22 protein-coding genes are annotated in these 20124 nt (G+C 71.1%); 4 read left to right on the top strand and 18 right to left on the bottom strand.

Translation table 11 applies throughout. The annotated features are described in order from the left end of the window. Positions 1–50: 50 nt before the first annotated feature. Both VGR06_RS38050 and VGR06_RS38045 read left to right on the top strand, forming a co-directional pair. The gene (locus VGR06_RS38050; protein ID WP_327564076.1) at positions 51–2312 is read left to right on the top strand and encodes an MMPL family transporter; all 2262 of its coding nucleotides are present in this window, start codon (positions 51–53) and stop codon (positions 2310–2312) included. Positions 2313–2316: 4 nt separating this feature from the next. After that, positions 2317–2922 (top strand): hypothetical protein, encoded by a 606-nt coding sequence (locus VGR06_RS38045; protein ID WP_327564075.1) that lies wholly within the window; start codon positions 2317–2319, stop codon positions 2920–2922. 166 nt (positions 2923–3088) lie between these two features. Here VGR06_RS38045 and VGR06_RS38040 read toward each other — a convergent pair whose 3' ends face one another. The 8 genes from VGR06_RS38040 to VGR06_RS38005 form a co-directional block, all read right to left on the bottom strand. Further along, positions 3089–3871, bottom strand: a complete 783-nt coding sequence (locus VGR06_RS38040) for a MauE/DoxX family redox-associated membrane protein (RefSeq protein WP_327564074.1) — start codon at positions 3869–3871, stop codon at positions 3089–3091. Positions 3872–3968: 97 nt separating this feature from the next. Continuing rightward, complete coding sequence (locus tag VGR06_RS38035; protein WP_327564073.1) at positions 3969–4571, bottom strand: cell wall protein; 603 nt, start codon at positions 4569–4571, stop codon at positions 3969–3971. A 13-nt stretch (positions 4572–4584) separates the two neighbouring features. Beyond that, on the bottom strand, positions 4585–5016 hold the full coding sequence (locus tag VGR06_RS38030; protein ID WP_327564072.1) for an RlpA-like double-psi beta-barrel domain-containing protein: 432 nt from the start codon (positions 5014–5016) through the stop codon (positions 4585–4587). A gap of 145 nt (positions 5017–5161) precedes the next feature. Next, positions 5162–6145, bottom strand: coding sequence for an NAD(P)-dependent alcohol dehydrogenase (locus VGR06_RS38025; RefSeq protein ID WP_327564071.1), 984 nt, complete (start codon positions 6143–6145; stop codon positions 5162–5164). Continuing rightward, positions 6142–6813 (bottom strand): DUF2306 domain-containing protein, encoded by a 672-nt coding sequence (locus VGR06_RS38020; RefSeq protein ID WP_327564070.1) that lies wholly within the window; start codon positions 6811–6813, stop codon positions 6142–6144. The genes VGR06_RS38025 and VGR06_RS38020 overlap by 4 nt, the downstream gene beginning before the upstream one ends. Positions 6814–6910: 97 nt before the next feature. Next, positions 6911–7579, bottom strand: coding sequence for a response regulator transcription factor (locus VGR06_RS38015; protein WP_327564069.1), 669 nt, complete (start codon positions 7577–7579; stop codon positions 6911–6913). Then, positions 7576–8712 (bottom strand): sensor histidine kinase, encoded by a 1137-nt coding sequence (locus VGR06_RS38010; RefSeq protein ID WP_327564068.1) that lies wholly within the window; start codon positions 8710–8712, stop codon positions 7576–7578. The genes VGR06_RS38015 and VGR06_RS38010 overlap by 4 nt, the downstream gene beginning before the upstream one ends. 34 nt (positions 8713–8746) lie before the next feature. Then, positions 8747–9088, bottom strand: coding sequence for a GGDEF domain-containing protein (locus VGR06_RS38005; protein WP_327564067.1), 342 nt, complete (start codon positions 9086–9088; stop codon positions 8747–8749). A gap of 154 nt (positions 9089–9242) precedes the next feature. On the opposite strand from VGR06_RS38005, the gene VGR06_RS38000 reads away from it, so the two are divergent. Continuing rightward, complete coding sequence (locus VGR06_RS38000; RefSeq protein WP_327564066.1) at positions 9243–9539, top strand: hypothetical protein; 297 nt, start codon at positions 9243–9245, stop codon at positions 9537–9539. A 67-nt stretch (positions 9540–9606) separates the two neighbouring features. Here VGR06_RS38000 and VGR06_RS37995 read toward each other — a convergent pair whose 3' ends face one another. After that, complete coding sequence (locus VGR06_RS37995) at positions 9607–9966, bottom strand: cupin domain-containing protein (protein ID WP_327564065.1); 360 nt, start codon at positions 9964–9966, stop codon at positions 9607–9609. Positions 9967–10133: 167 nt separating this feature from the next. Here VGR06_RS37995 and VGR06_RS37990 point away from each other — a divergent pair, with 167 nt between their 5' ends. Then, positions 10134–10430 carry a hypothetical protein gene (locus VGR06_RS37990; RefSeq protein WP_327564064.1) on the top strand — a complete coding sequence of 99 codons (297 nt, stop codon included), beginning with the start codon at positions 10134–10136 and terminating at the stop codon, positions 10428–10430. A gap of 101 nt (positions 10431–10531) precedes the next feature. Here VGR06_RS37990 and dapB read toward each other — a convergent pair whose 3' ends face one another. The 9 genes from dapB to VGR06_RS37945 all read right to left on the bottom strand — a co-directional run bounded on the left by dapB (position 10532) and on the right by VGR06_RS37945 (position 20116). Further along, positions 10532–11302 (bottom strand): 4-hydroxy-tetrahydrodipicolinate reductase, encoded by a 771-nt coding sequence (gene dapB / locus VGR06_RS37985; RefSeq protein ID WP_327564063.1) that lies wholly within the window; start codon positions 11300–11302, stop codon positions 10532–10534. Continuing rightward, the gene (locus tag VGR06_RS37980) at positions 11299–12642 is read right to left on the bottom strand and encodes a pitrilysin family protein (RefSeq protein ID WP_327564062.1); all 1344 of its coding nucleotides are present in this window, start codon (positions 12640–12642) and stop codon (positions 11299–11301) included. The genes dapB and VGR06_RS37980 overlap by 4 nt, the downstream gene beginning before the upstream one ends. Beyond that, positions 12639–14870 (bottom strand): polyribonucleotide nucleotidyltransferase, encoded by a 2232-nt coding sequence (locus VGR06_RS37975; protein ID WP_327564061.1) that lies wholly within the window; start codon positions 14868–14870, stop codon positions 12639–12641. Before VGR06_RS37975 ends, VGR06_RS37980 begins: the two co-directional genes overlap by 4 nt. A gap of 213 nt (positions 14871–15083) precedes the next feature. Beyond that, a complete protein-coding gene (gene rpsO, locus VGR06_RS37970) occupies positions 15084–15353 on the bottom strand; it encodes a 30S ribosomal protein S15 (RefSeq protein WP_327564060.1) in 270 nt (89 codons plus the stop codon). Between the two features lie 342 nt (positions 15354–15695). Next, a complete protein-coding gene (gene thpR, locus VGR06_RS37965; protein ID WP_327564059.1) occupies positions 15696–16238 on the bottom strand; it encodes an RNA 2',3'-cyclic phosphodiesterase in 543 nt (180 codons plus the stop codon). Between the two features lie 32 nt (positions 16239–16270). Continuing rightward, on the bottom strand, positions 16271–16747 hold the full coding sequence (locus VGR06_RS37960; protein ID WP_327564058.1) for a helix-turn-helix transcriptional regulator: 477 nt from the start codon (positions 16745–16747) through the stop codon (positions 16271–16273). Between the two features lie 108 nt (positions 16748–16855). After that, positions 16856–17812: a bifunctional riboflavin kinase/FAD synthetase gene (locus VGR06_RS37955; RefSeq protein ID WP_327564057.1), complete on the bottom strand. Its 957-nt coding sequence runs from the start codon at positions 17810–17812 to the stop codon at positions 16856–16858. 21 nt (positions 17813–17833) lie between these two features. Then, positions 17834–18712 (bottom strand): tRNA pseudouridine(55) synthase TruB, encoded by an 879-nt coding sequence (gene truB, locus VGR06_RS37950; RefSeq protein ID WP_327564056.1) that lies wholly within the window; start codon positions 18710–18712, stop codon positions 17834–17836. 132 nt (positions 18713–18844) lie between these two features. After that, on the bottom strand, positions 18845–20116 hold the full coding sequence (locus VGR06_RS37945; protein WP_327564055.1) for an MFS transporter: 1272 nt from the start codon (positions 20114–20116) through the stop codon (positions 18845–18847). Between the last annotated feature and the right edge of the window lie 8 nt (positions 20117–20124).

Genomic DNA, 20124 nt, shown 5'->3' with positions numbered 1-20124 from the left:
TCCGGTGCGGGACCGGGTTCCGGGGCCGGGACACTCCTAGGCTCGGCGCGGTGTTCTTCGGTGGTGGTTTGGGCGGGTGGTGCGCCCGCAACCGCTGGCCGGTCGTGGCCGCCTGGCTGACCGCGGTGGTGCTGTCGCTGGTCGGCCTGCCGCGGCTGCTGTCCACGGTGGGCGCGCCGTCGCCGGCGATCGACGGCGCGCCGGCCGGACGGGCCAGCCAGATCATCGCGCGCGAGCTGCCGCAGCTCGGGCAGGAGCAGCTGGTCCTCGTCGTGCGGTCCGAGCGGCGCACCAACGACGATCCGGTGTTCCGGGCGGCGACCGCCGCGGCCGCCGAAGCGCTCGGCCGGGATCCGGGCGTGCGCGGGGTTTTCCCGCTCCCCCGGGCCGGATCGACCGGGGACCGCGGGGTGTTCGCCGGCCTCGCGGGTGTCTACCACGATCCGCACAATGTCTACGCCCTGGTCGGCGTGGCCGGCGACGGCAGCACCCGCCAGCTCGCCATCCCCCGGCAGCGCGCGGCGATCCAGTCCGCCGCGTCGACCGTGGACAATGAGATCAAGGCTTACCTGCTTGGCGAATCGCCGGTCAACTACGACCTGCGCCGCATCGAGCTGGTCGACCTGGCCAGGGCCGAGCTGGTCGCCGTGCCGCTCGCCCTGCTGATCCTGCTGCTCGGCCTGGGCACGCTCGGCGCGGCGCTGGCCCCGCTGGTCCTGGCCGGTGTGTCGGTGCCGGTCACCCTCGGGCTGTTCGGTCTGATCGCCCCGGCCGCCGGGTTTGACGTCGTGCTGCTCACGATCGTCTCCATGGTGGGCGTCGCGGTCGGCATCGACTACGCGCTGCTCGTGGTCAGCCGGTTCATCGAGGAACGTGGCCGGGGCACACCGCCCGAGCGGGCGGCGACCACGGCGGTGGCCACGGCCGGCCGCACCGCGGTGTACTCCGGGGTCGTGGTCGTGCTGGCCTCCGGCAGCCTGCTGTTCGTCCGCTCCCAAGTGTTCCGCGAGTTCGCGTTCGGCACCGCGGTGGTCATCGGGGTCGCTCTGGCCGCGGTGCACACGCTGCTGCCGGCGTTGCTGGTCGCCGGCTCCCGGTGGCTGCGCGGCCGGCGCGATCCCGGGGCCGGCCGGTGGGCGCGCTGGGCCAGGCACCTCATGCGCCATCCGTGGCGGTACTCGCTGATCACCATGGCGATTCTGCTCGCCGCCGCGGCACCGGCCCTGTCCCTGCGGACGGGTGTCGACTTCGGACGCGGAGCCCTGGCCGGCACGCCGAGCGGGCCGGCGCTGCGGATCGTCGAACGCGACGGGTTCGCCGGCGCCGCCGGCACGGTCGGTGTGGTGCTCCCCCGGCGGCCCGGCACCGCACCGCCGGACACCGGCGCGCTGGCCGCCGCGCTGCGGGCACATCCCGGGGTGGCCGGGGTGGTGGACGTCGACAACGGCAGGACGCTGCGCCTGCTGGTAGTCGTGCCGACGACGGCGCCCGACACCGGCCGCTCGGCCGGGCTGGCCCGGGAGATCCGCGACGACCTGGTACCGCGGACCCTGCCGGGCCGGCCCGAGGTCCTCGTCGGCGGACCTGGCGGGCTGCTGCTCGACGTGACGGAGGAGACCGCCGGAAAGCTCTGGTGGGTGATCGGGTTCGTGCTGGCGCTGTCGTTGCTGTTGCTGGCCCTGATGTTCCGCAGCCTGCTGCTGCCGATCAAGGCGGTGCTGCTGAACCTGCTGGCGACCATGGTGGCCCTGGGGCTCACCGTGCTCGCCTTCCAGCACGGTCTGGCCGCGCACGTGTTCGGGTTCACCAGCCTCGGCACGATCCAGGTGCACCTGCCGCTGGTCATCTTCGCCGTCCTCTTCGGACTGTCCATGGACTACGAGGTGTTCCTGGTCCGGCGCATCCAGGAGGAGTACCGCAGAACCGGGGACAACACCGAGGCCGTCGCGATCGGCCTGCAGCGCACCGCCCGGCTGATCAGCGTGGCGGCGGCGATCATGGTCGCGGTGTTCGCGAGCGTGGTGTTCAGCCGGGCGCTCGAGTTGCAACAACTCGGGTTCGCACTGGCGGTCGCGGTGACCGTGGACGCGACGCTGATCCGGCTGGTCCTGGTGCCCTCGCTGATGCGGTTGCTCGGCCGGTGGAACTGGTGGCCCGGACTCCGCCGGGCACCGGTGGCCGGCCCGGCTTCCCTCCACGGTGCGCCGGAAATGCCCGAGCGGGTGAATTCGGCCCCAACTCGGAAAACACCACAAACGAGTGAAGCCGGTCCGGGATGGATTGACACCGTCCGCCGGGCCGGCCGACGCTGAAGAAATGACAGGAAAGCGCGTCTGGTTCACCGTTGTCGCAACCGTTGCCGGGGTCGCCGCGACCTGGCTGGCAATTCCGCGAATGGTGGCTGGTGCGACGCCACCGCCGGACACCGCCCGCGCCCCGGCCGCCGTGGAGTGCACGCTCGCCGGCACGGGGAAATCCGCCCAGGGACTCACCAACGGCGCACCTGTCACGACCAAGGTCGCCGCAAGCCCGACGACCGCATCCTGCGTGGACCGGCGAGCCGATGTGAAGAACAAGCTCACCGGGGCGATCGTCGAGGTGCCGGACATGGGCACGCTCGAGGGCAACTGCGCCAACCTCACCGGATCCGCGACCGTCCGGGTCACCTGGATCCGCGCCACCCCGACCACGACCCCGTCGGTGAGCACGATCAAGGTGTCCGGCGGGGTCGCTGACGGCGTGCCGTACGGCGGAGCCGAGGTCACCGACGGCCCGCTGAAGGGCTACACGGTCTCCGCACTCCCGGTTTCCGCCGAAGCCCTGACCATGACCAAGGACCTGCTGCTGGCCGCCTGCGCGACCAGCGCGGGCGCCAGCCAGGCGACCATTGCCGGCACCGTGTACTTCAACCAACCGGCGTAACCGTGAGGCGGTGTTCTAGACCGAAGTTGCTGTGACTCTGCGTAGACCTTCGGCGGTTCACCTGCGAGAACGGGTCGATCACCGAGTGTGGCGAATGCGTCCTTTGTCACGCCCAGGGTGACCAAGGACGCTTTCGTCGCATCAGGAAATCATTCGTAACTTCGGTCTAGACCAGCACCTCCTCATCCACCAGCACCACTTTGACCTGCGCCGGGTCGTACTTCAGGCGTGGCACGGCGAACACCGCGGTCGCCGGGCCGGTCGAGTAGGTGAGCATCCGCCACTCGCCCTCGTCCCAGCTGTCCAACAGGTCCGAGCGGAGCTGGTCGGCCACCGCACGGTAGGCCGCGCTCCTGTGCAGCTGCTGCACGGTGGACTCCAGCGGGATCTCGAACGGGCGGCCGGCCAGCGGGTGGCTGATCCGCAGCCGCAACCGGCGCAGCGGCACCAGCCACACACCGTCCAGCTCCGGCGAGAGCACCACCACCAGCGCGGCCTCGGCGGCCAGCAACCCGACCGTCGCAAGGGGACGGTCGAGGAACGGGACCGGCCACCAGTCCATGGCGAACATCGCCGTGCCGCTCGCCAGCACCAGCACGCCGGCGCGGGCGAAGCTCCGGGTGCGGACCGGGGTGTGCTTCTCGCCCAGACAGCCGCACGAGGACTCCGGCGCCGCGAAGCGGGCGTAGCCCAGGTAGCCGACCATGCCCACGGCGAGCACCAGCGCCGCGATTCCCTTGGCCGGGTGCGCGGGCGGCAGCACCAGCAGCGTCGCCACCGCCAGCTCCACCCCGCCGACCGCGCGGTACACGGCGAAAACCCGGCCCGTGCCGACCAGCCGGCGGAGCGCCGAGCGGCGGGCCGCCAGCTCCGCGGACCGCCCGAACACCTTGATCGCCCCCGCCCACGCGAGCACACCGCCGACCAGCACCGGCTGCGCACCCGCCAACCACTGCATCATGGCGTTCCCTTCGGGATTGGAGAAGCAATGTGACGCTGCTTTCCTTCTATGGCAGCAATGTCACATTGCTTTCCTCAGTGGATGGTCAGGCTGCGGCGAACACCGTGGCGAGGTCGACCTCGTTCGTGTCCGGCCGCCACGCGCCGAGCACCTGGACGTGCTTGCCCACCTGCAGCAGCGACAGGTCGGTCACCGCGGGCGTGCCGTTGTAGACCGTGGCGGTGGTGCCGGCGACCACGTGGCCGACGATCAGGTTGCCGTTGTGGTCGAGGTGCAGCACGTCCTTGCCGATCGAGGTGATGTTCACCTGCAGGTTGACGATGTTGAGCCACACCGCGTCCGCGGCCAGCGTGCCGTCCGGTAAACGCACCCCTCGGGCGTACAGGCCGTCGCCGACCGCGGCCGCGTCGATCGTGGCCGGGCGGAGCTTCCACACACTGGTGCCGCTGGTGAGCTGGATCTGGTGCAGCACCCCGTCGGAGCCGGAGACCATCAGCAGCGCGCCCTTGATGCCGGTGATCCGGCCCTCGGCGAAGTTGGGGTCGATCCCGCCGGGCTCGACCTCGAAGGCCGGCTCGGCGATGGCCACCTCGGGGCTGACGGCGCCCAGCGCGGAGGCGGTCACCACGGTGGTCGCGGTGCCGAGCACGGCCCGGGTGAGAAACCTTCTGCGGTCAAGGGAGTTCATGTCGGGCACCTCCTCAGCTGTGCACGGCCATCGGGATGATCCCGCTGGACAGGTTGCCGATCGCGCTGAACGCGGACGGGGTCAGGTCGAGGATCCGGTTGGACGCGCAGCTGCCGCTGCAGCAGGACTGCTCGCCGCACCACAGGTCGGTCTGCGGCCCGCAATCGGCGATCGTGACCGCGATCTCCGTGGTGCGGCACAGGTTCCGCACGAAGAAGGTGTGCCCGCAGGTGCGGCGCAGCAGATCCTCGCCGCAGCGGTCCGGCCGGGTGATCGAGAAGCAGGCGTCCGAGGTGTTCGGCCAGGCGCACTGCCGGCTACCCGAGTTGCAGGTGCCGCAGGCGCCGTGCCCGGTGGCCCCGCACGGGCCCCAGGCACTGCCGCAGCAGAACCACGACGTCTCACCGGTTGCCGGCGCGTCGGGTACCACGTCATCAGGTGACATCGTTTGTCGCTCCATCCACAGCAGGGAGAGGGTGGAATTTTGCGCGAAGTAGCAGGGGTTGGTTATGTACTGACAGCCCGTAACGCTACCTACTCACCCGGAAATCAACAGCGACCAAACGACGCAGTGACCTACCCCGAACGGCTCATATGGTGATGGCCACCTTCGCCCGCGCGTGCTCCACCTCGAGGTAGCGAATCGCCTCCGGCACCTTGCTCAGCGGGTAGGTGCGGTCGACGACCGGCGCGATCTTCCCGGACTCGATGAGCTCCCGCAGCGTCGCCAGGTTCTCCCTGCTCTGCTTCGCGGTGACGAACGAAAGCCGCTGGCGGACAAAGGGTGCCACCAGCTTGCCTTTGAGCATCAGCGCCATCGGACCGAAGAAGCTGCCACCTTCGGACACGCCCCCGCCGGAGAGCGCCAGCGTCCCCCGGGGCGTCAGAGCGCGCCGGAGGTCGGTCAGCGAATGATTGCCCACCAGGTCGAAAACGACGTCGTAGCGCTGGCCGCTCCGGGTGAAGTCGTCGCGCGTGTAGTCGATGACGTGGTCCGCGCCGAGCGAGCCGATCAGCTCGACGTTCCGAGTGCTGCAGACCGCGGTCACCTCCGCGCCGAACGCCTTGGCCAGCTGGACGGCGAACGTCCCCACCCCTCCGGACGCCCCATTGATCAGGACCCGCTGTCCCGGCCGCACCTGCCCCACGTCCCGGAGGCCGACCAGGGCGGTGTTGGCCGCCAGCGGCACGGCGGCGGCCTGCTCGAAGGTCAGGTTCGCCGGCTTCGGCTCCGCCAGAGCGTCCGGCACGCACACATGTTCGGCGAACGCCCCACTGGCATAACCGAGGTCGCCGTACACCTCGTCACCGGGACCGAACCTCGTCACGCCCGTGCCCACCGATTCCACCCGGCCCGCGAAGTCCTGGCCACGGATGCTGGTCTTGGGCTTGCCCAGCCCGAAACTCAGGCGGTACAGGTAGGGATCACCGCGCACGGCGTGCCAGTCGTAGGCGTTGACCGAGGCCGCGTGCACCCGGACGAGCAGCTCGCCGGGAGCGGGTGCCGGCGTGGGCACCTCCCGGAGCGCGAGGACGTCGGGCGAGCCGTACCGGTCTTGAACAATGGCTTTCATCGGGTCTCCAATGCGGGAATCAGCGGGCCGGAAACACCGGCCCGGCGAGTGGGCCTGCGGATCAGCCATTCGGCCACGACGACGTTGATCACCCAGCCGGCCAGATGCCCCAGCGCGACGCTGAGCCGGTCGGGCGAGCCGAAGGCCAGCATCGGCGCCAGCGTGAACAGCTGGGTGCCCGCGCCCATGCCGACCGCATAGGCGCGCATCATCCAGGCCCGGTGCCGGACCACGTCCCAGCGCCGGATCGCGGTGAAACCGAGAACCAGGAACAGGATCCAGGCCGAGCCGAACACGAGCCGGAACACCGTGAGGAGCCAGCCGGTGCTCGGCGGGTGCGGGTAGAACAGGGTCATCCACAGCCCTGCCGAGGCGGCCAGCATGCCGCTGGGAACCAGCAGCCGGCCGGCCGCGCGGTGCCACCCGGGGCGCCGGCGGCGGAGCCCCGGAGCGAACTGGAAAGCCGACAGGAGCGCGTAGACGCTGACCGTGACGATGTGCACCACCACGGGAACGGGTGAGGCGAAGAACCGCGCGTTGTCCGGCGTGATCTGGGCGCCGGTGGACAGCTGGCCGACGCGGGCCGCACCGGCCAGCACCGGGACGAGGCTGAACAGGATCAGCCCGGCGGGCAGGAGCCACCCCGGTCTGGCGGAGGTCGTCGTCATGACCCGAATCATGGCGGCCGGCGGGGTGTCAACTCATCGGAAGAAAGGCCGCAAGTGTGCCGGCCGATGGTTCGGGGGCGAGGCCGTACTTTCGGGGCTACCGCTTGGCTCCCCGGCCGACGCGGTTGGTCTCGTGGGCCCACATGGCGACCTCGACGCGATTGCGGGCTGCGAGTTTGGTCATCATGCTCGCGATGTGGGTCTTGACCGTGCTGAGCGTGATGTGGAACTCGCGGGCGATCTCGTTGTTGGTCCGCCCGCCGGCCACGGCGACCAGGATCTGCTCCTCGCGGTCGGTCAGCGCCTCGATCGGCTGCTTCGGCGGCGCGGCGGGCCCGGCGCCGGCGAACGCCTCGAGCAGCCGGGCGGTCACGCTCGGGGCGATCAGCGCGTCACCGTTCGCCGCGGCGTGCACGGCCCGCACGAGCAGGTCGGTGCCGGCGTCCTTGAGCAGGAAACCCTTGGCACCGGCCCGAAGCGCGGCGTAGACGTACTCGTCGAGGTCGAACGTCGTGATCACCACGACGGCCATCGGCTCCGCGACGGCCGGGCCGGCGAGCAGCCGGGTGGCCTCGATGCCGTCGACGCCGGGCATCCGGATGTCGAACAGGCACACGTCCGGCCGCAGGCGCCGGGCCAGCTCAACGGCCTGCCGCCCGTCGGCGGCCTCCCCGACGACGTCGATGCCCGGCTGGGCGTTGAGGATCATCGCGAGGCCGGTGCGGACGATCTCCTGGTCGTCGGCGACCAGGACCCGGATGCTCATGCGGGGGTCCCGGTCCGCGGCAGCACGGCGGTCACGGTCCAGCCGCGGTCCGGGTCCGGGCCGGCCTCGCAGGTGCCGCCGAGCAGGTCGGCACGCTCGATCATGCCGATGAGCCCGAACCCCGAAGAACCCGCCGGGCGGGTGAGAGCGGTGTCGCCGTCGTCGCTCACTCGCAGGTGCACCGACGTGTCGTCGACCGCCACGCGGACCTCGATGCGGGTCGCGCGCCGGGCGTGCCGCCGGGCGTTGGTGACCGACTCCTGGGCGAGGCGGTAGATCGCCGCCCCAACCGGCGGCGGCAGGTCGTCGGCCGCGCCGGTGATCTCCACCTCGACGGCCGGACCGGGCCGGGCCGGGCCGGCGAGCAGCTCCAGATCGCTGACCCGCGGGCTGGGCGCCAGCTCCACCGGCTGATTGCGGCGCAGGACCCGGACCATCCCGCGCATCTCGGTGAGGGCCCGGGATGCCTCGGACTCGATGAGGGTGAGCGCCTCGATCGCGGCGTTCGGCTGGGACGCGGCCATGGCCAGGCCGGCCTGGGCGCGGATCGCCATCGCCGAGACATGATGGGCGACGGTGTCATGCAGGTCGCGGGCCAGCCGTTCCCGTTCCAGCAGCTTGACCTGGTCGAGCTCGCGCATCCGCGCCCGGGCCCGGTAGCGCAGCGCCGCACCCAGCGCGCCGGCCGCGGACAGGATGCCGAAACCCGCGATCAGGTCAGCCGGGCTCATGTAGCCCAGGATGATCCCGACCAGGAGCTTGCCGAACACGATCGACGATCCGACCACGGCATCGCGCCCGGACCCCCAGCGGAGAAGCGAGTACTGCAGAAGCAGCAGGTACGCCGCCGTGTTCAGGGCCAGATCGCCACCGACCACCAGCGAGGCCGCCGCGCAGGTGCCGAACGCGATCGCGACCATGAGCAGCGGCCTGGTGCGCCGCCACAACAACGTGGGCAGTATCCCGACGACGACCACCACCGAGACGGCCCGCCACGGCAGGTCCGGTCGCAGCACCCCTTCGAGCACCGCCGCCACCCCGAGCGCTCCCACCAAAGCCCAGTCCAGCCACCTCCGCGGAGGCGGGTTCGGGGGACGCGGCTCGTCCCACACGGACCGGAGGAGGTCGTGCACCAGCCCATCGTACGAGACCAGGCATCCAGCCAGATCAGCCCAAAGTACGAGACGGACCGGTCGTGACCGGCGCGGCGGGCCGGACCCGGTTGCGGCCACCCGACTTCGCGGCGAGCAGCGCCTCGTCGGCGGCCCGGAGCAGCGCCTCGACCCCGTCTCCGTGCCGCGGATATGCCGCGACACCAACCGATGCGGTCAGCCCGGACAGCGCAACCGCGCCGTGCAGACCGGTGACCCGCAACACCAGCCCGGCGATCCCGGCGCGCACCCGCTCCGCCACCCCGATCGCCTCGGCACCGTCCGCGCCGGGCAGCAGCGCCACGAACTCCTCACCGCCGAACCGCCCGACCAGATCGTGCGCACGAACCTGCCGCACCGGCCTGGACCATCGCTGCGCCTCTACATCGTCGCAACGCGCAAGCGATTCGTCAGGGCTCGAGGATGCCGGCCCAGCCTCCAGCGGCCGCTGGGTGAGCCTCCAAAACCACCCGTGGCAGTGTCGTCATGCTTGATGCACAAGGAGGTGTGCGATGAGCTTTGTGCAGATCATCGAGTTCGAGACCACCCGGCTAGACGAGTTCAACGATCTGGTGGACGAGTGGCTGGCCGCCACCGAGGGGCGGCGCATTGCCACCAGCGGCGTGCTCGCCCGGGACCGCGACCAGGCCCACACATACCTGCAGATCGTCGAGTTCCCGTCCTACGAGGAGGCGATGGAGAACTCCGACCGGGAGGACACCACGCACTTCGCCGAGCGGGTGGCCAAGTTGTGCCTGGCGCCGCCGACGTTCCGCAACCTCGACGTCATCCACGTCGACGACCTGTAAAGAGACGGCGATGCCCCGAAGGCCGCCTTCAGGACGTTGAACGCCCTGAAGGCGGCCTTCAAGGCATCTAGGAAACGGCGTAGCCCTTCAGCCCGGCGAAGTCGATCACTACACAGGCTTCGTCGCCGACTGTCCAGGCGTCGTGCCCGGGCGGGATGTGGATCGCGTCGCCGGGACCGACGTCGGCGGTCCGGCCGTCGTCCATGACCACCTTCATCCGGCCGGACACCACGTAGCCCAGGTGCTCCACCTGGCAGCTGTCCGTCCCGGCGAGCGGTTTGACGTCGGTCGACCAGCGCCAGCCGGCCTCGAAGGTGCCCAGCCCGACCGGACCGCTGTCCAGGTTGACCAGATCCACGTGCCCGTGCCCGGTGAACGGGCGGGTTTCGTCCGGTGACCCGAAGTTCTTGCTCTGCAACTCGCTCATCGGCGTGTCCTTTCCTGCGCGTGCTGGCACGGTAGGTCCGAACGGCCGCCACGAGTAGTCCCGATGGCCGACTGTGGACCTTCGGCCCTGGCCGTTGAGGTCCTTCGCCCCCCGCGCACAAGCCGCCGCGCGTGCTTGGTTGTCCTTTTTGGAACGGAGGCGTGGCGATGAGATTCGTGCAGACCATCGAGTTCAGGACGAGCCGGATCGACGAGTTCAACCAGCTCCTGGACGAGTGGCTGGCGAGCACCGAAGGCAACCGCATTCCCACCCGTGGTCAGCTCACCCGGGACCGCGACCGGGACGGCACGTACGTGCAGATCGTCGAGTTCCCCTCCTACGAGGAGGCGATGGAGAACTCGAACCGGGCGGACACCACGGCGTTCGCCGAACGGCTGGCCAAGCTGTGCGACGGGCCGGCGGTGTTCCGGAACCTCGACGTGCTCCGCGACGACGACCTGTGAGGGAGCTTGCGAGCGAACCGTCAAGCACTGCCTCAGCGCCGAGCTTGCGAGGCGCTGAGGTTCGGCGCTCCGAGCTTGCGAGGAGGCGCCGTGTAGCGCGGTCAGATATCGAGCAGGTTCTCCAGGCCGACGATCAGGCCGGGGCGGGTCAGGATGGAGCGGACCCCGAGGAGGACGCCGGGCATGAAGGAGGTGCGGTCGAGCGAGTCGTGGCGGATGGTGAGGGTCTCGCCGTCGCCGCCGAACAGGACCTCCTGGTGCGCGACCAGGCCGGGGAGCCGGACGGAGTGCACGTGGACGTCGGTCAGCCGGGCGCCGCGCGCACCGTCCACTTCGGACGTCGTGGCGTCCGGGCCGGGTTCGAGCCCCGCCGCGGCCCGGGCGGCGGCGATCAGCCGGGCGGTGTGCGCCGCGGTGCCGGACGGAGCGTCGGCCTTGCGGTCGTGGTGCAGCTCGATGATCTCCGCCGAGCGGTAGTAGCGGGCCGCGACCTGGGCGAAGCGCATGGCCAGCACGGCACCGAGGGCGAAGTTCGGCGCGATCAGCACCCCGAGCTCGGGCTTGGGCGACAGCCATTCCCGCACGGTGTCCAGCTTGGCCTGGTCGAACCCGGACGTGCCGACCACGCACCGGATGTCGTGGTCGACGCAGAACCGGATGTTGTCCAGCACCACGTCCGGGTGGGTGAAGTCGACCACCACCTCGGCTCCGGCGTCGGCGATGTCGAACTTCCAGTCGCCGGTGTCGACCATGGCGACGATCTCCATGTCGGCGGCCGCCTCGACGGCCCGGCAGACCTCCGAGCCCATCCGCCCGCGCGCGCCCAGCACCCCGACCCGGATCGGGTTGTCCTCCGTCCTCGCGACCGTCACCTGTCGATCACCTCATGCACTTCGGCCGGCACATCGTCGGCGTGAGCGTAGGGCCCCACCACCGCCGCCGCGACGGGGCGGGCCAGCAACTCGCCGGCCAGCGCGCCGACCTGCTCCGGGGTCACCGCGTGGATCCGGTCGAGCGTCTGCTGAACCGACAGGTACTCACCGTAGGACAGCTCCGCCTTGCCGATCCGGGACATCCGCGAGCTGGTGTCCTCCAGGCCGAGCACCAGGCTGCCGCGCAGCTGGCCGTGCGCCCGCGCCACCTCCTCGGCGCTCACCCCGTCCCGGGCGATGCCGGTCAGCACCTCGCGCACCACCCGGGCGGCGTCGCCGAGCCGGTCGGGCTGGCAGCCGGTGTAGATCGACAGGTGCCCGGTGTCCGAATAGGACGCCACCGAGGAGTACACCTGGTAGGCCAGCCCGCGCCGCTCCCGGACCTCCTGGAACAGCCGCGAGCTCATGCCGCCGCCGAGCACCGTGTTGAGCACACCGAGCACCCAGCGGCGCTGGTCGTGCCGGTCCGGCGCCCGCACGCCGAGCATCATGTGCGCCTGCTCGGTGTCGTCGGGGTGCACGACCAGCTTGGCCGACGCCGGGATGCGCGCCCGGCCGGCCCGCGCGGCCACCGGCTTTCCGTTGCCGGACAACCGGTTCCGCAGCGACTTGCGGGCCAGGCGGAGCACGTCGCCGTGGGTCAGGTTGCCCGCCGCGGCGAGCACCATCGACGGCATCGTGTAGCGCCGCTTGTAGAAGCCGTGCAGGGCGGTGCGGCTCATGTCGGTGATCGACTGCTCGGTGCCGAGCACCGGGCGGCCCAGCGGGTGGTCGCCGAGCAGCGCCGCGCAGAACGCGTCGTGCAGCAGGTCCTCGGGGTCGTCGTCGCGCATGGCGATCTCCTCGAGCACCACACCCCGCTCGGTCTCCATCTCGGACTCGGCCAGCAGCGCGTCGAACACCACGTCGCACACCAGGTCCATGGCCAGCGGCAGGTCCTCGTCGAGCACGTGCGCGTAGTAGCAGGTGTGCTCCTTGGCCGTGAACGCGTTGAGCTCACCGCCGACCGCGTCGATCTCCTGCGCGATCTCCGTCGCCGTGCGCCGCTCGGTGCCCTTGAACAGCAGGTGCTCCAGGTAGTGCGCGGCGCCCGCGACGGCCGGCTTCTCGTCCCGCGAGCCGACCGCGACCCAGATCCCGATCGAGGCCGAGCGCACGCCCGGCACCTGCTCGGTGATCACCCGTAATCCACCGGGGAGCACGGTGCGCTTGACCACACAGCCCTCGGCCGTGCGCTCGAGTACCCGCGTGCTCGTGCTCCCCTGACCGCCCGCCGTCACTGGCCGGACGGCTGCTCGGCCTCGGCCGGCTGGGCGGCGGCGTCCTCGTCCTTGACCGGCACCAGGCTGATCTTGCCGCGCTGGTCGATGTCGGCGATCTCCACCCGGAGCTTGTCCCCGACCTTGACCACGTCCTCCACCTTGCCGATGCGCTTTCCGTTGCCCAGCTTGGAAATGTGCACCAGGCCGTCCTTGCCGGGCAGCAGCGAGACGAACGCGCCGAACGCGGCGGTCTTCACCACCGTGCCGAGGAACCGCTCCCCCACCTTGGGCAGCTGCGGGTTGGCGATGGCGTTGATCTTCTGGATGGCCGCCTCGGCGGACGGACCGTCGGCCGCGCCGACGTAGATCGTGCCGTCGTCCTCGATGGAGATGTCCGCGCCGGTCTCCTCGGTGATCGAGTTGATCATCTTGCCCTTCGGCCCGATCACCTCGCCGATCTTGTCGACCGGGATCTTGACGCTGGTGACGCGCGGCGCGTACGGGCTCATCTCGTCGGGCTTGTCGATGGCCTCGGCCAGCACCTCGAGGATGGTCAGCCGGGCGTCCCGGGCCTGGGACAGCGCCGCCGCGAGCACCTCGGACGGGATGCCGTCGAGCTTGGTGTCCAGCTGCAGCGCGGTGACGAACTCCTTGGTGCCGGCCACCTTGAAGTCCATGTCGCCGAACGCGTCCTCGGCGCCGAGGATGTCGGTGAGCGCCACGAACCGGTCCTCACCGTCGACGTGGTCCGACACCAGACCCATGGCGATACCGGCCACCGGGGCCTTCAGCGGCACGCCGGCGTTGAGCAGCGCCAGGGTGGACGCGCAGACCGAGCCCATCGAGGTGGAACCGTTGGAGCCCAACGCCTCCGACACCTGGCGGATGGCGTAGGGGAACTCCTCGCGCTTGGGCAGCACCGGCACCAGGGCCCGCTCGGCCAGCGCGCCGTGGCCGATCTCGCGCCGCTTGGGCGAGCCGACCCGGCCGGTCTCACCGGTGGAGTACGGCGGGAAGTTGTAGTGGTGCAGGTAGCGCTTGTGCGTCTCCGGCGACAGCGAGTCGATCTGCTGCTCCATCCGCAGCATGTTCAGCGTGGTGACGCCCAGGATCTGGGTCTCGCCGCGCTCGAACAGCGCCGAGCCGTGCGCCCGCGGGACCACCGCGACCTCCGCGCCCAGCGACCGGATGTCGGTGAGTCCGCGGCCGTCGATACGCACCTTGTCCCGCAGGATGCGCTGCCGCACCAGCTTCTTGTTCAGCGACCGGAACGCCGCGCCGATCTCCTTCTCCCGGCCGGCGAACGCCTCGTCGGCGCTCAGCCGCTCCAGCACGCCGGCCTTGAGCTCGTCGAGCCGGGCCTCGCGCTCCTGCTTGCCGGCGATGGTCAGCGCCTGGGCCAGGTCCCCGGCCACGGCGTTCTCCACGGCCGCGTACACGTCCTCCTGGTAAGCCAGGAAGCGCGGGAACTCCCCGGTCTCCTTCGCGGCGGCGTCGGCCAGTTCCTGCTGGGCCTGGCAGAGCACCCGGATGAACGGCTTGGCGGCCTCCAGGCCGGACGCGACGATCTCCTCGGTGGGCGCCTGGGCACCCGCACCGATCAGGTCGATCACGTTCGCGGTGGCCTCGGCCTCGACCATCATGATCGCGACGTCGTCCCCGACGATCCGGCCGGCCACCACCATGTCGAACACGGCGGAGGCGATCTGCTCGTGGGTGGGGAAGGCCACCCACTGGCCGTTGACCAGGGCCACCCGGGTGGCGCCGATCGGGCCGGAGAACGGCAGGCCGGCGAGCTGGGTGGAGGCGGATGCGGCGTTGATCGCCACCACGTCGTAGAGGTCGGCCGGGTTCAGGCTCATCACCGTGACCACGACCTGGATCTCGTTCCGCAGACCGTCCACAAAGGACGGACGGAGCGGACGGTCGATGAGCCGGCAGGCCAGGACCGCGTCGGTGGACGGCCGGCCCTCGCGGCGGAAGAACGCGCCCGGGATGCGGCCCACCGAGTACATCCGCTCCTCGACGTCCACGGTCAGCGGGAAGAAGTCGAAGTGCTCCTTGGGCTGCTTGGACGCCGTGGTGGCGGACAGCATCATGGTGTCGTCGTCGAGATAGGCGACGACGCTGCCGGCCGCCTGCCGGGCGAGCCGCCCGGTCTCGAGCCGGACCGTGCGGGTGCCGTAGCTGCCGTTGTCGATCGTGGCGACGGCCTCGTGCACGCCGGGTTCACTGAATTCGGTCAATGTTGAACTCCTCGTCTCGTGGGCAAGTGCGCGCCGGGGCGCGGCCCAAAGACGAGGCCGGTCTTCGATCGAAGTCCCCGGGGATTGGTGACCCGGGAACCACTACCGAGGACCGGCGAACTGGTCCCCTGCGGGGCGCGCTTGCCTGTGCTTATTCCTCAGTTCAGTTATGTACGAGGGGAGTGACCCTGGTGGCCACTCCCCTCGGGCTAGCTATCGGCGCAGACCGAGGCGCTGGATCAGCGATCGGTAGCGTTCGATATCCACCTTCGTCAGGTAGTTGAGCAGCCGGCGGCGACGGCCGACCAGCAGCAGCAAACCCCGGCGGGAGTGGTGGTCGTGCTTGTGCACCTTGAGGTGCTCGGTCAGGTCGCTGATGCGCTTGGTCAGCATCGCGACCTGGGCCTCCGGCGACCCGGTGTCGGCCGAGTGCAGTCCGTACTCGCCCAGGATCGTCTTCTTCTGCTCGGTGGACAGCGCCACTCGTCGTCTCCTCGATCTTCGCGCGTACCGTGGGGCCCTGCCCTCGCGGACAAGGTGAGACGGTCACGGCCGCCACGGACTGCAGCCGGACCCAACCCCTTACGTTACCAGGCGGTGAATTCCGCTCGCGTTCAGGTGACCTCACCCCGCGAGTTCGACACTCGAGCGCAGGTCATGCCGGCAAGATCGCCGTTTGGGGACGGAAGTGCTCGATTTTCAAGCATTTCCGTCCCCAGGCAGTGATCATGAACCCACCGTCACCCACTCGTGCCACCATGGCCCCGCCAGCCCCCACCCCAGGCCGCGAGGCGGCCCCGGCCCCAGGAATGTCGAGCTCGCACGTCAGGTGACCTTCAGCGGGATGCGCTCGACGACGGAGTAGATCGAGCCCTCCGGTTTGAGCTGACTGGAGAAGAGGACGAGCTCGCGGGGGACCCACCACGGGCCGTTGTAGTCGCCGAGCGCGAGGGCGGCGCGTTCGGCGAGAGGGTTGCGATCGGGGCCGCGGCGCCAGCGGGCGACCGTGACGTGGGCGCGAAACTCCTGGTCGTCGCCCTCGTCGGGCTGGGCGGCGGTGGCCACGGCGAGCATGGCCCGCTCGGCCGCGCGGTTGGCCGGGTCGACGCCGATCCACAGCACGCCGGGGAAGCCGCCGGCGGCGGCGAGCCGGATGCGTGGCGCGGCAAGTCCCGAGGCGCGGCGGCGCAGCCATGCGCCACGCCGGTCGGCGTGTTCCCGGTTGCCGTAGAAGCCGAGGGTGATGTGCCAGCTGTCCGGCTCGACCCAGCGCAGCGGGTCGGCCTCGGCCCGCACCTTGTCCAGCCGCGCCGCCAGGTCGGCCGCCACGAAGTCGGGCAGCTCGACCGCGGAGAAGAGTCTCGGCACGGTAGTTATTGCCTCCAGGGACGGACGGTCAGTCAGTGGCGGCCGGCCCGGCGCAGCAGGTCGGCCAGGTCGGGGAACTTGCCGTTGAGCAGGTCCGCGGCCGCGGTGAGGTCGTTCGGGTCGGCCACCCGGCGCAGCGCCGCGACCGCCACCCGGTCGTTGCGGCCCACGTCGACCGGCAGGTTGTCGCGGGTCACCGACGGCCGGGACTCGCGCACCTCGTCCAGCGCGCGCTGCAGCGCCTCGCGCTTGCCGGCGGCCACGTCGGGCTGGAACACCTTGCGCTCCAACATGATCAGCCGGGCCAGCACCTGCGGGTTGCCGATCTTGGCGCGCCGGCCGCTCATCACCTGGCTGAGCATCGGCGCGCTGATCCCCAGCACGTCGGCGAGGTTGGCCTGGGAGACGTCGAACGCGACCACCAGCCGGCGCACCCGATCCCCCAACGGCTCGCCATACCACTCGCGCTGCAGCGCGAGGTTCCGCTGGACGATCTTGTGGTCCTCCACGGCCGCCTCTCCCCTGAGCACCTCATCGCAGGTCAGTCCACTGCATCTTGCCAGTCCAGCACATCGGGCGTGGAGAATTGGAACACTCGGCCGTATCCTCGTCGCCCATTAACCCGATTGGTCCAGCACCGTGCGGGTACGTTCGACATCGCGGTGCATCTGCTCGACGAGCGCCTCGCTGGACGGGAAGCGCTCCATGTCGCGCAGCCGCTCCACGAAGTCGACGGCCACCCGCTGGCCGTAGTAGTCGGCCTCGACGTCCAGCACGAACGCCTCGACCCGGCGCTCCCGCCCGGAGAACGTCGGGTTGGTGCCGACCGAGACCGCTGCCTTGCGCGGGCCACCGTTGCTGAGCAGGGAGAACTGGCAGGCGTACACCCCGTCGGCGGGCACCGCGGCGTAGCGCGGCGTGGACAGGTTGGCGGTCGGAAAGCCCAGCTCGTGCCCGCGCCGGTCGCCGCGCACCACGATGCCCTCCAGCCGGTGCGGCCGGCCCAGCGCGGCGGTCGCGGCCCGCACGTCGCCGGCGTCGATGCAGGCCCGGATGTAGGTGGAGGAGAACGTGATCTCGTCGCCGGGCTGGGCGTTCGGCACGGTGACCAGCTTCGCCCCCTCGGTGACGAACCCGAACCGGTGGCCGAGGCGGCTGAGCTGGTCGACGGTGCCGGTCGCGCCGTGCCCGAACACGAAGTTCTCCCCTACCACCACGGCGGCCACGTGCAGCTTCTCGATCAGCACCTCGTGCACGAACTCGTCGGCCGGGAGCTTGGAGAGCTCGGGGGTGAACGGCAGCACGCAGAACACGTCGATGCCCAGCGCCTCGACCAGCTCGGCCTTGCGCCGCAGCGTCGTGAGCTGCGCGGGATGACTCCCCGGCCGGACGACCTCGGACGGGTGCGGGTCGAACGTGAGCAGCACGCTCGGTAACCCGCGCTCATGGGCCAGCGACACCGCGCGGTGGATCAGCTCCTGGTGGCCGAGGTGCACCCCGTCGAACACACCGACGGTGACGACGCAGCGGCCCCAGCCCCCAGGCAGGCTGTCCAGTCCACGCCACCGCTGCACACCCGGCAGCCTACAAGCCGGTCACCCGGCCGGGCTCAGCACGACCAGGGCCCGGGTCACCGCGCCCTCATCGACGGCGAGCGCAAGGGCGTGGCCGTCCTCGTCGAACACACCGTAGGTGCCTTCGATCCCCGCGGCGGGCAGGCGGCGGCCGTGCGCGAGGGCGGCGGCGAGGTCGCGGTCGACGTCGCGGCGGGGGAACGCGGCGGCCACCGAGGCGTCGAGGTCGAGCGAGAGCGTGGGCTCCTCCTCGAGCCGCTCCAGGGTGCGCGCCAGCTTCAGGCCGAACGGGCCGACCATGGTGCGGCGCAGCGCCGTGAGGTGGCCGCCGACCCCGAGCCCGGCGCCGAGGTCGCGGGCCAGCGCCCGGACGTAGGTGCCGGACGAGCACTCGACCAGCACGTCCAGGTCGATCGCACCGGGCTCGCGGTGGGTGTGCAGCAGGTCGAACCGGTAGACGTGCACCGGCCGCGGCGGGATCACCACGTCCTCACCGGCCCGCACCCGGGCATAGGCCCGCTTCCCGTCGATCTTCACCGCGCTGACCGCGCTCGGCACCTGCGCGACCGGACCGGTGAGCGCCGCGATCCCCTCGGCGATCTCCTTGTCCCGCACGGAGCTGAGATCGTCCACTGTGGACAGCACGGTCCCCTCGGCGTCGTCGGTGGTGGTTGCCGCGCCGAGCCGGATGGTGGCCAGGTACGCCTTGCGGTCCAGGGCGAGGTGGCCGAGCAGCTTCGTGGCCCGCTCCACCCCCAGCACCAGCACGCCGGTGGCCAGCGGATCGAGCGTGCCGGCGTGGCCGACCTTGCGGGTGCCGAGGATGCGCCGAACCCGGGCGACGACATCGTGCGACGTCATCCCGGCCGGCTTGTCGATCACGACCAGACCTGGCTTCACGGTGCGACAGGCTGTCACATTCGTCGCTCCCGCGTGGCCGCAGATGGTGTTGGCTTCCTCCGTGCGCTGCTCGGCGCTCGTTCCTCGCGCGCTGCTCCTTCGTCCAGCCAACACCGCGGCCCGCGTCCGCTCCTAGGCGGCCACCACGTCGGCGTCCCACCGGCGGTAGGTGAGCTGGACCGGGACGGCCTCGCCGCGGGCCTCGGCGGCGAACACCGCGGCGCGGGCCCGGCGCCACCAGACTGCGGTCCGCCACGCGCCCAGGGTCAGCAGCACCACCAGGGCCAGCAGGGCGATCCGGAACGAGCCGGTGAGGTCGAGCAGCAGGCCGATGCCGAGCGCGGACAGGGTGATCGCCACGAAGCCGCCGACGTTGACCACGCCGGTGGCGGTGCCCACGCGGCGCATCGGGTTGTAGTCGCGAGCCAGGGCGAACGCGATGCTGGACGCCGGTCCGCCGAGGGAGAGCCAGGCGAACGCCGCGACCAGGACGGTGAGCGGCAGCCGCCCGCCGGGCCAGCCGAGCAGCACCACCCAGACCGCGAGCGCGCTGGCCAGATAGGCGATCACCAGCGGCATCCGCCACTCCGGGCGGCGGCTGATCAGCACGCCGAGGGCCGGCCCGCCGAGGAGCGCACCGAGCACCAGCACCCCCAGCACGGAGCCCGCGGCACCGGTGCTCAGGCCCTGCGCCTGCACCAGGTACGGGAAGCCCCAGAGCAGGCCGAGCACGGCCGGCGCGAACATCGTGGAGAAGTGCACCCAGAAGCCGAGCCGGGTGCCGGGCACCCGCCAGGACCGCCGGACCTCGGTGAGCACCTCGCCCACCGGCTCGCCGGCCCGGGTGTCGGCCGGCGGGCCGGGCAGGCGCAGCGCGATCACGATCGCGTAGCCGGTGGTGGCCGCGCCGGCGACGAGGAAGGTGGCGGTCCAGCCGGCGCTGTCCAGCAGCAGGGTGAGCGGCACGGTGGCGATCAGGTTGCCGACGGTGCCGAGGGCGGCGGTCAGCGCGGCGAGCGCGGCGAACCGCCGGGCCGGGAAGTGCGCCGCCACCAAGCGAAGGACGCTCACGAACGTCATCGCGTCGCCGACGCCGAGCACCGCGCGGGCGAGCAGGCCGAGCGGGTAGGATGCGGCGACGGCGAACAGCGCCTGGCCGAGTCCCATGAGGACGGCGGCGACGGTGAGCACGCGGCGGGGTCCGAAGCGGTCGACCAGCAGCCCGGTGGGGACCTGCATCAGGGCGTAGAGCCCGACCTGGAGCACGGTGAACGTGCCCAGTGCCGCCGGTCCGACGTGAAACCGTTGTGCCGCTTCGAGACCCGCCACACCGAGGGAAGTTCGGTGGAACACCGCGGCGATGTAGACAACCACGGCGACCACCCAGATCCACAGAGCACGCACGCTGGTTA

This window comes from Actinophytocola sp., assembly GCF_036002505.1.
GTDB lineage: Bacteria > Actinomycetota > Actinomycetes > Mycobacteriales > Pseudonocardiaceae > DASYTH01.
The sequence above is the reverse complement of the archived record's forward strand: the minus strand, read 5'-3'. Positions and strand labels throughout refer to the sequence as shown.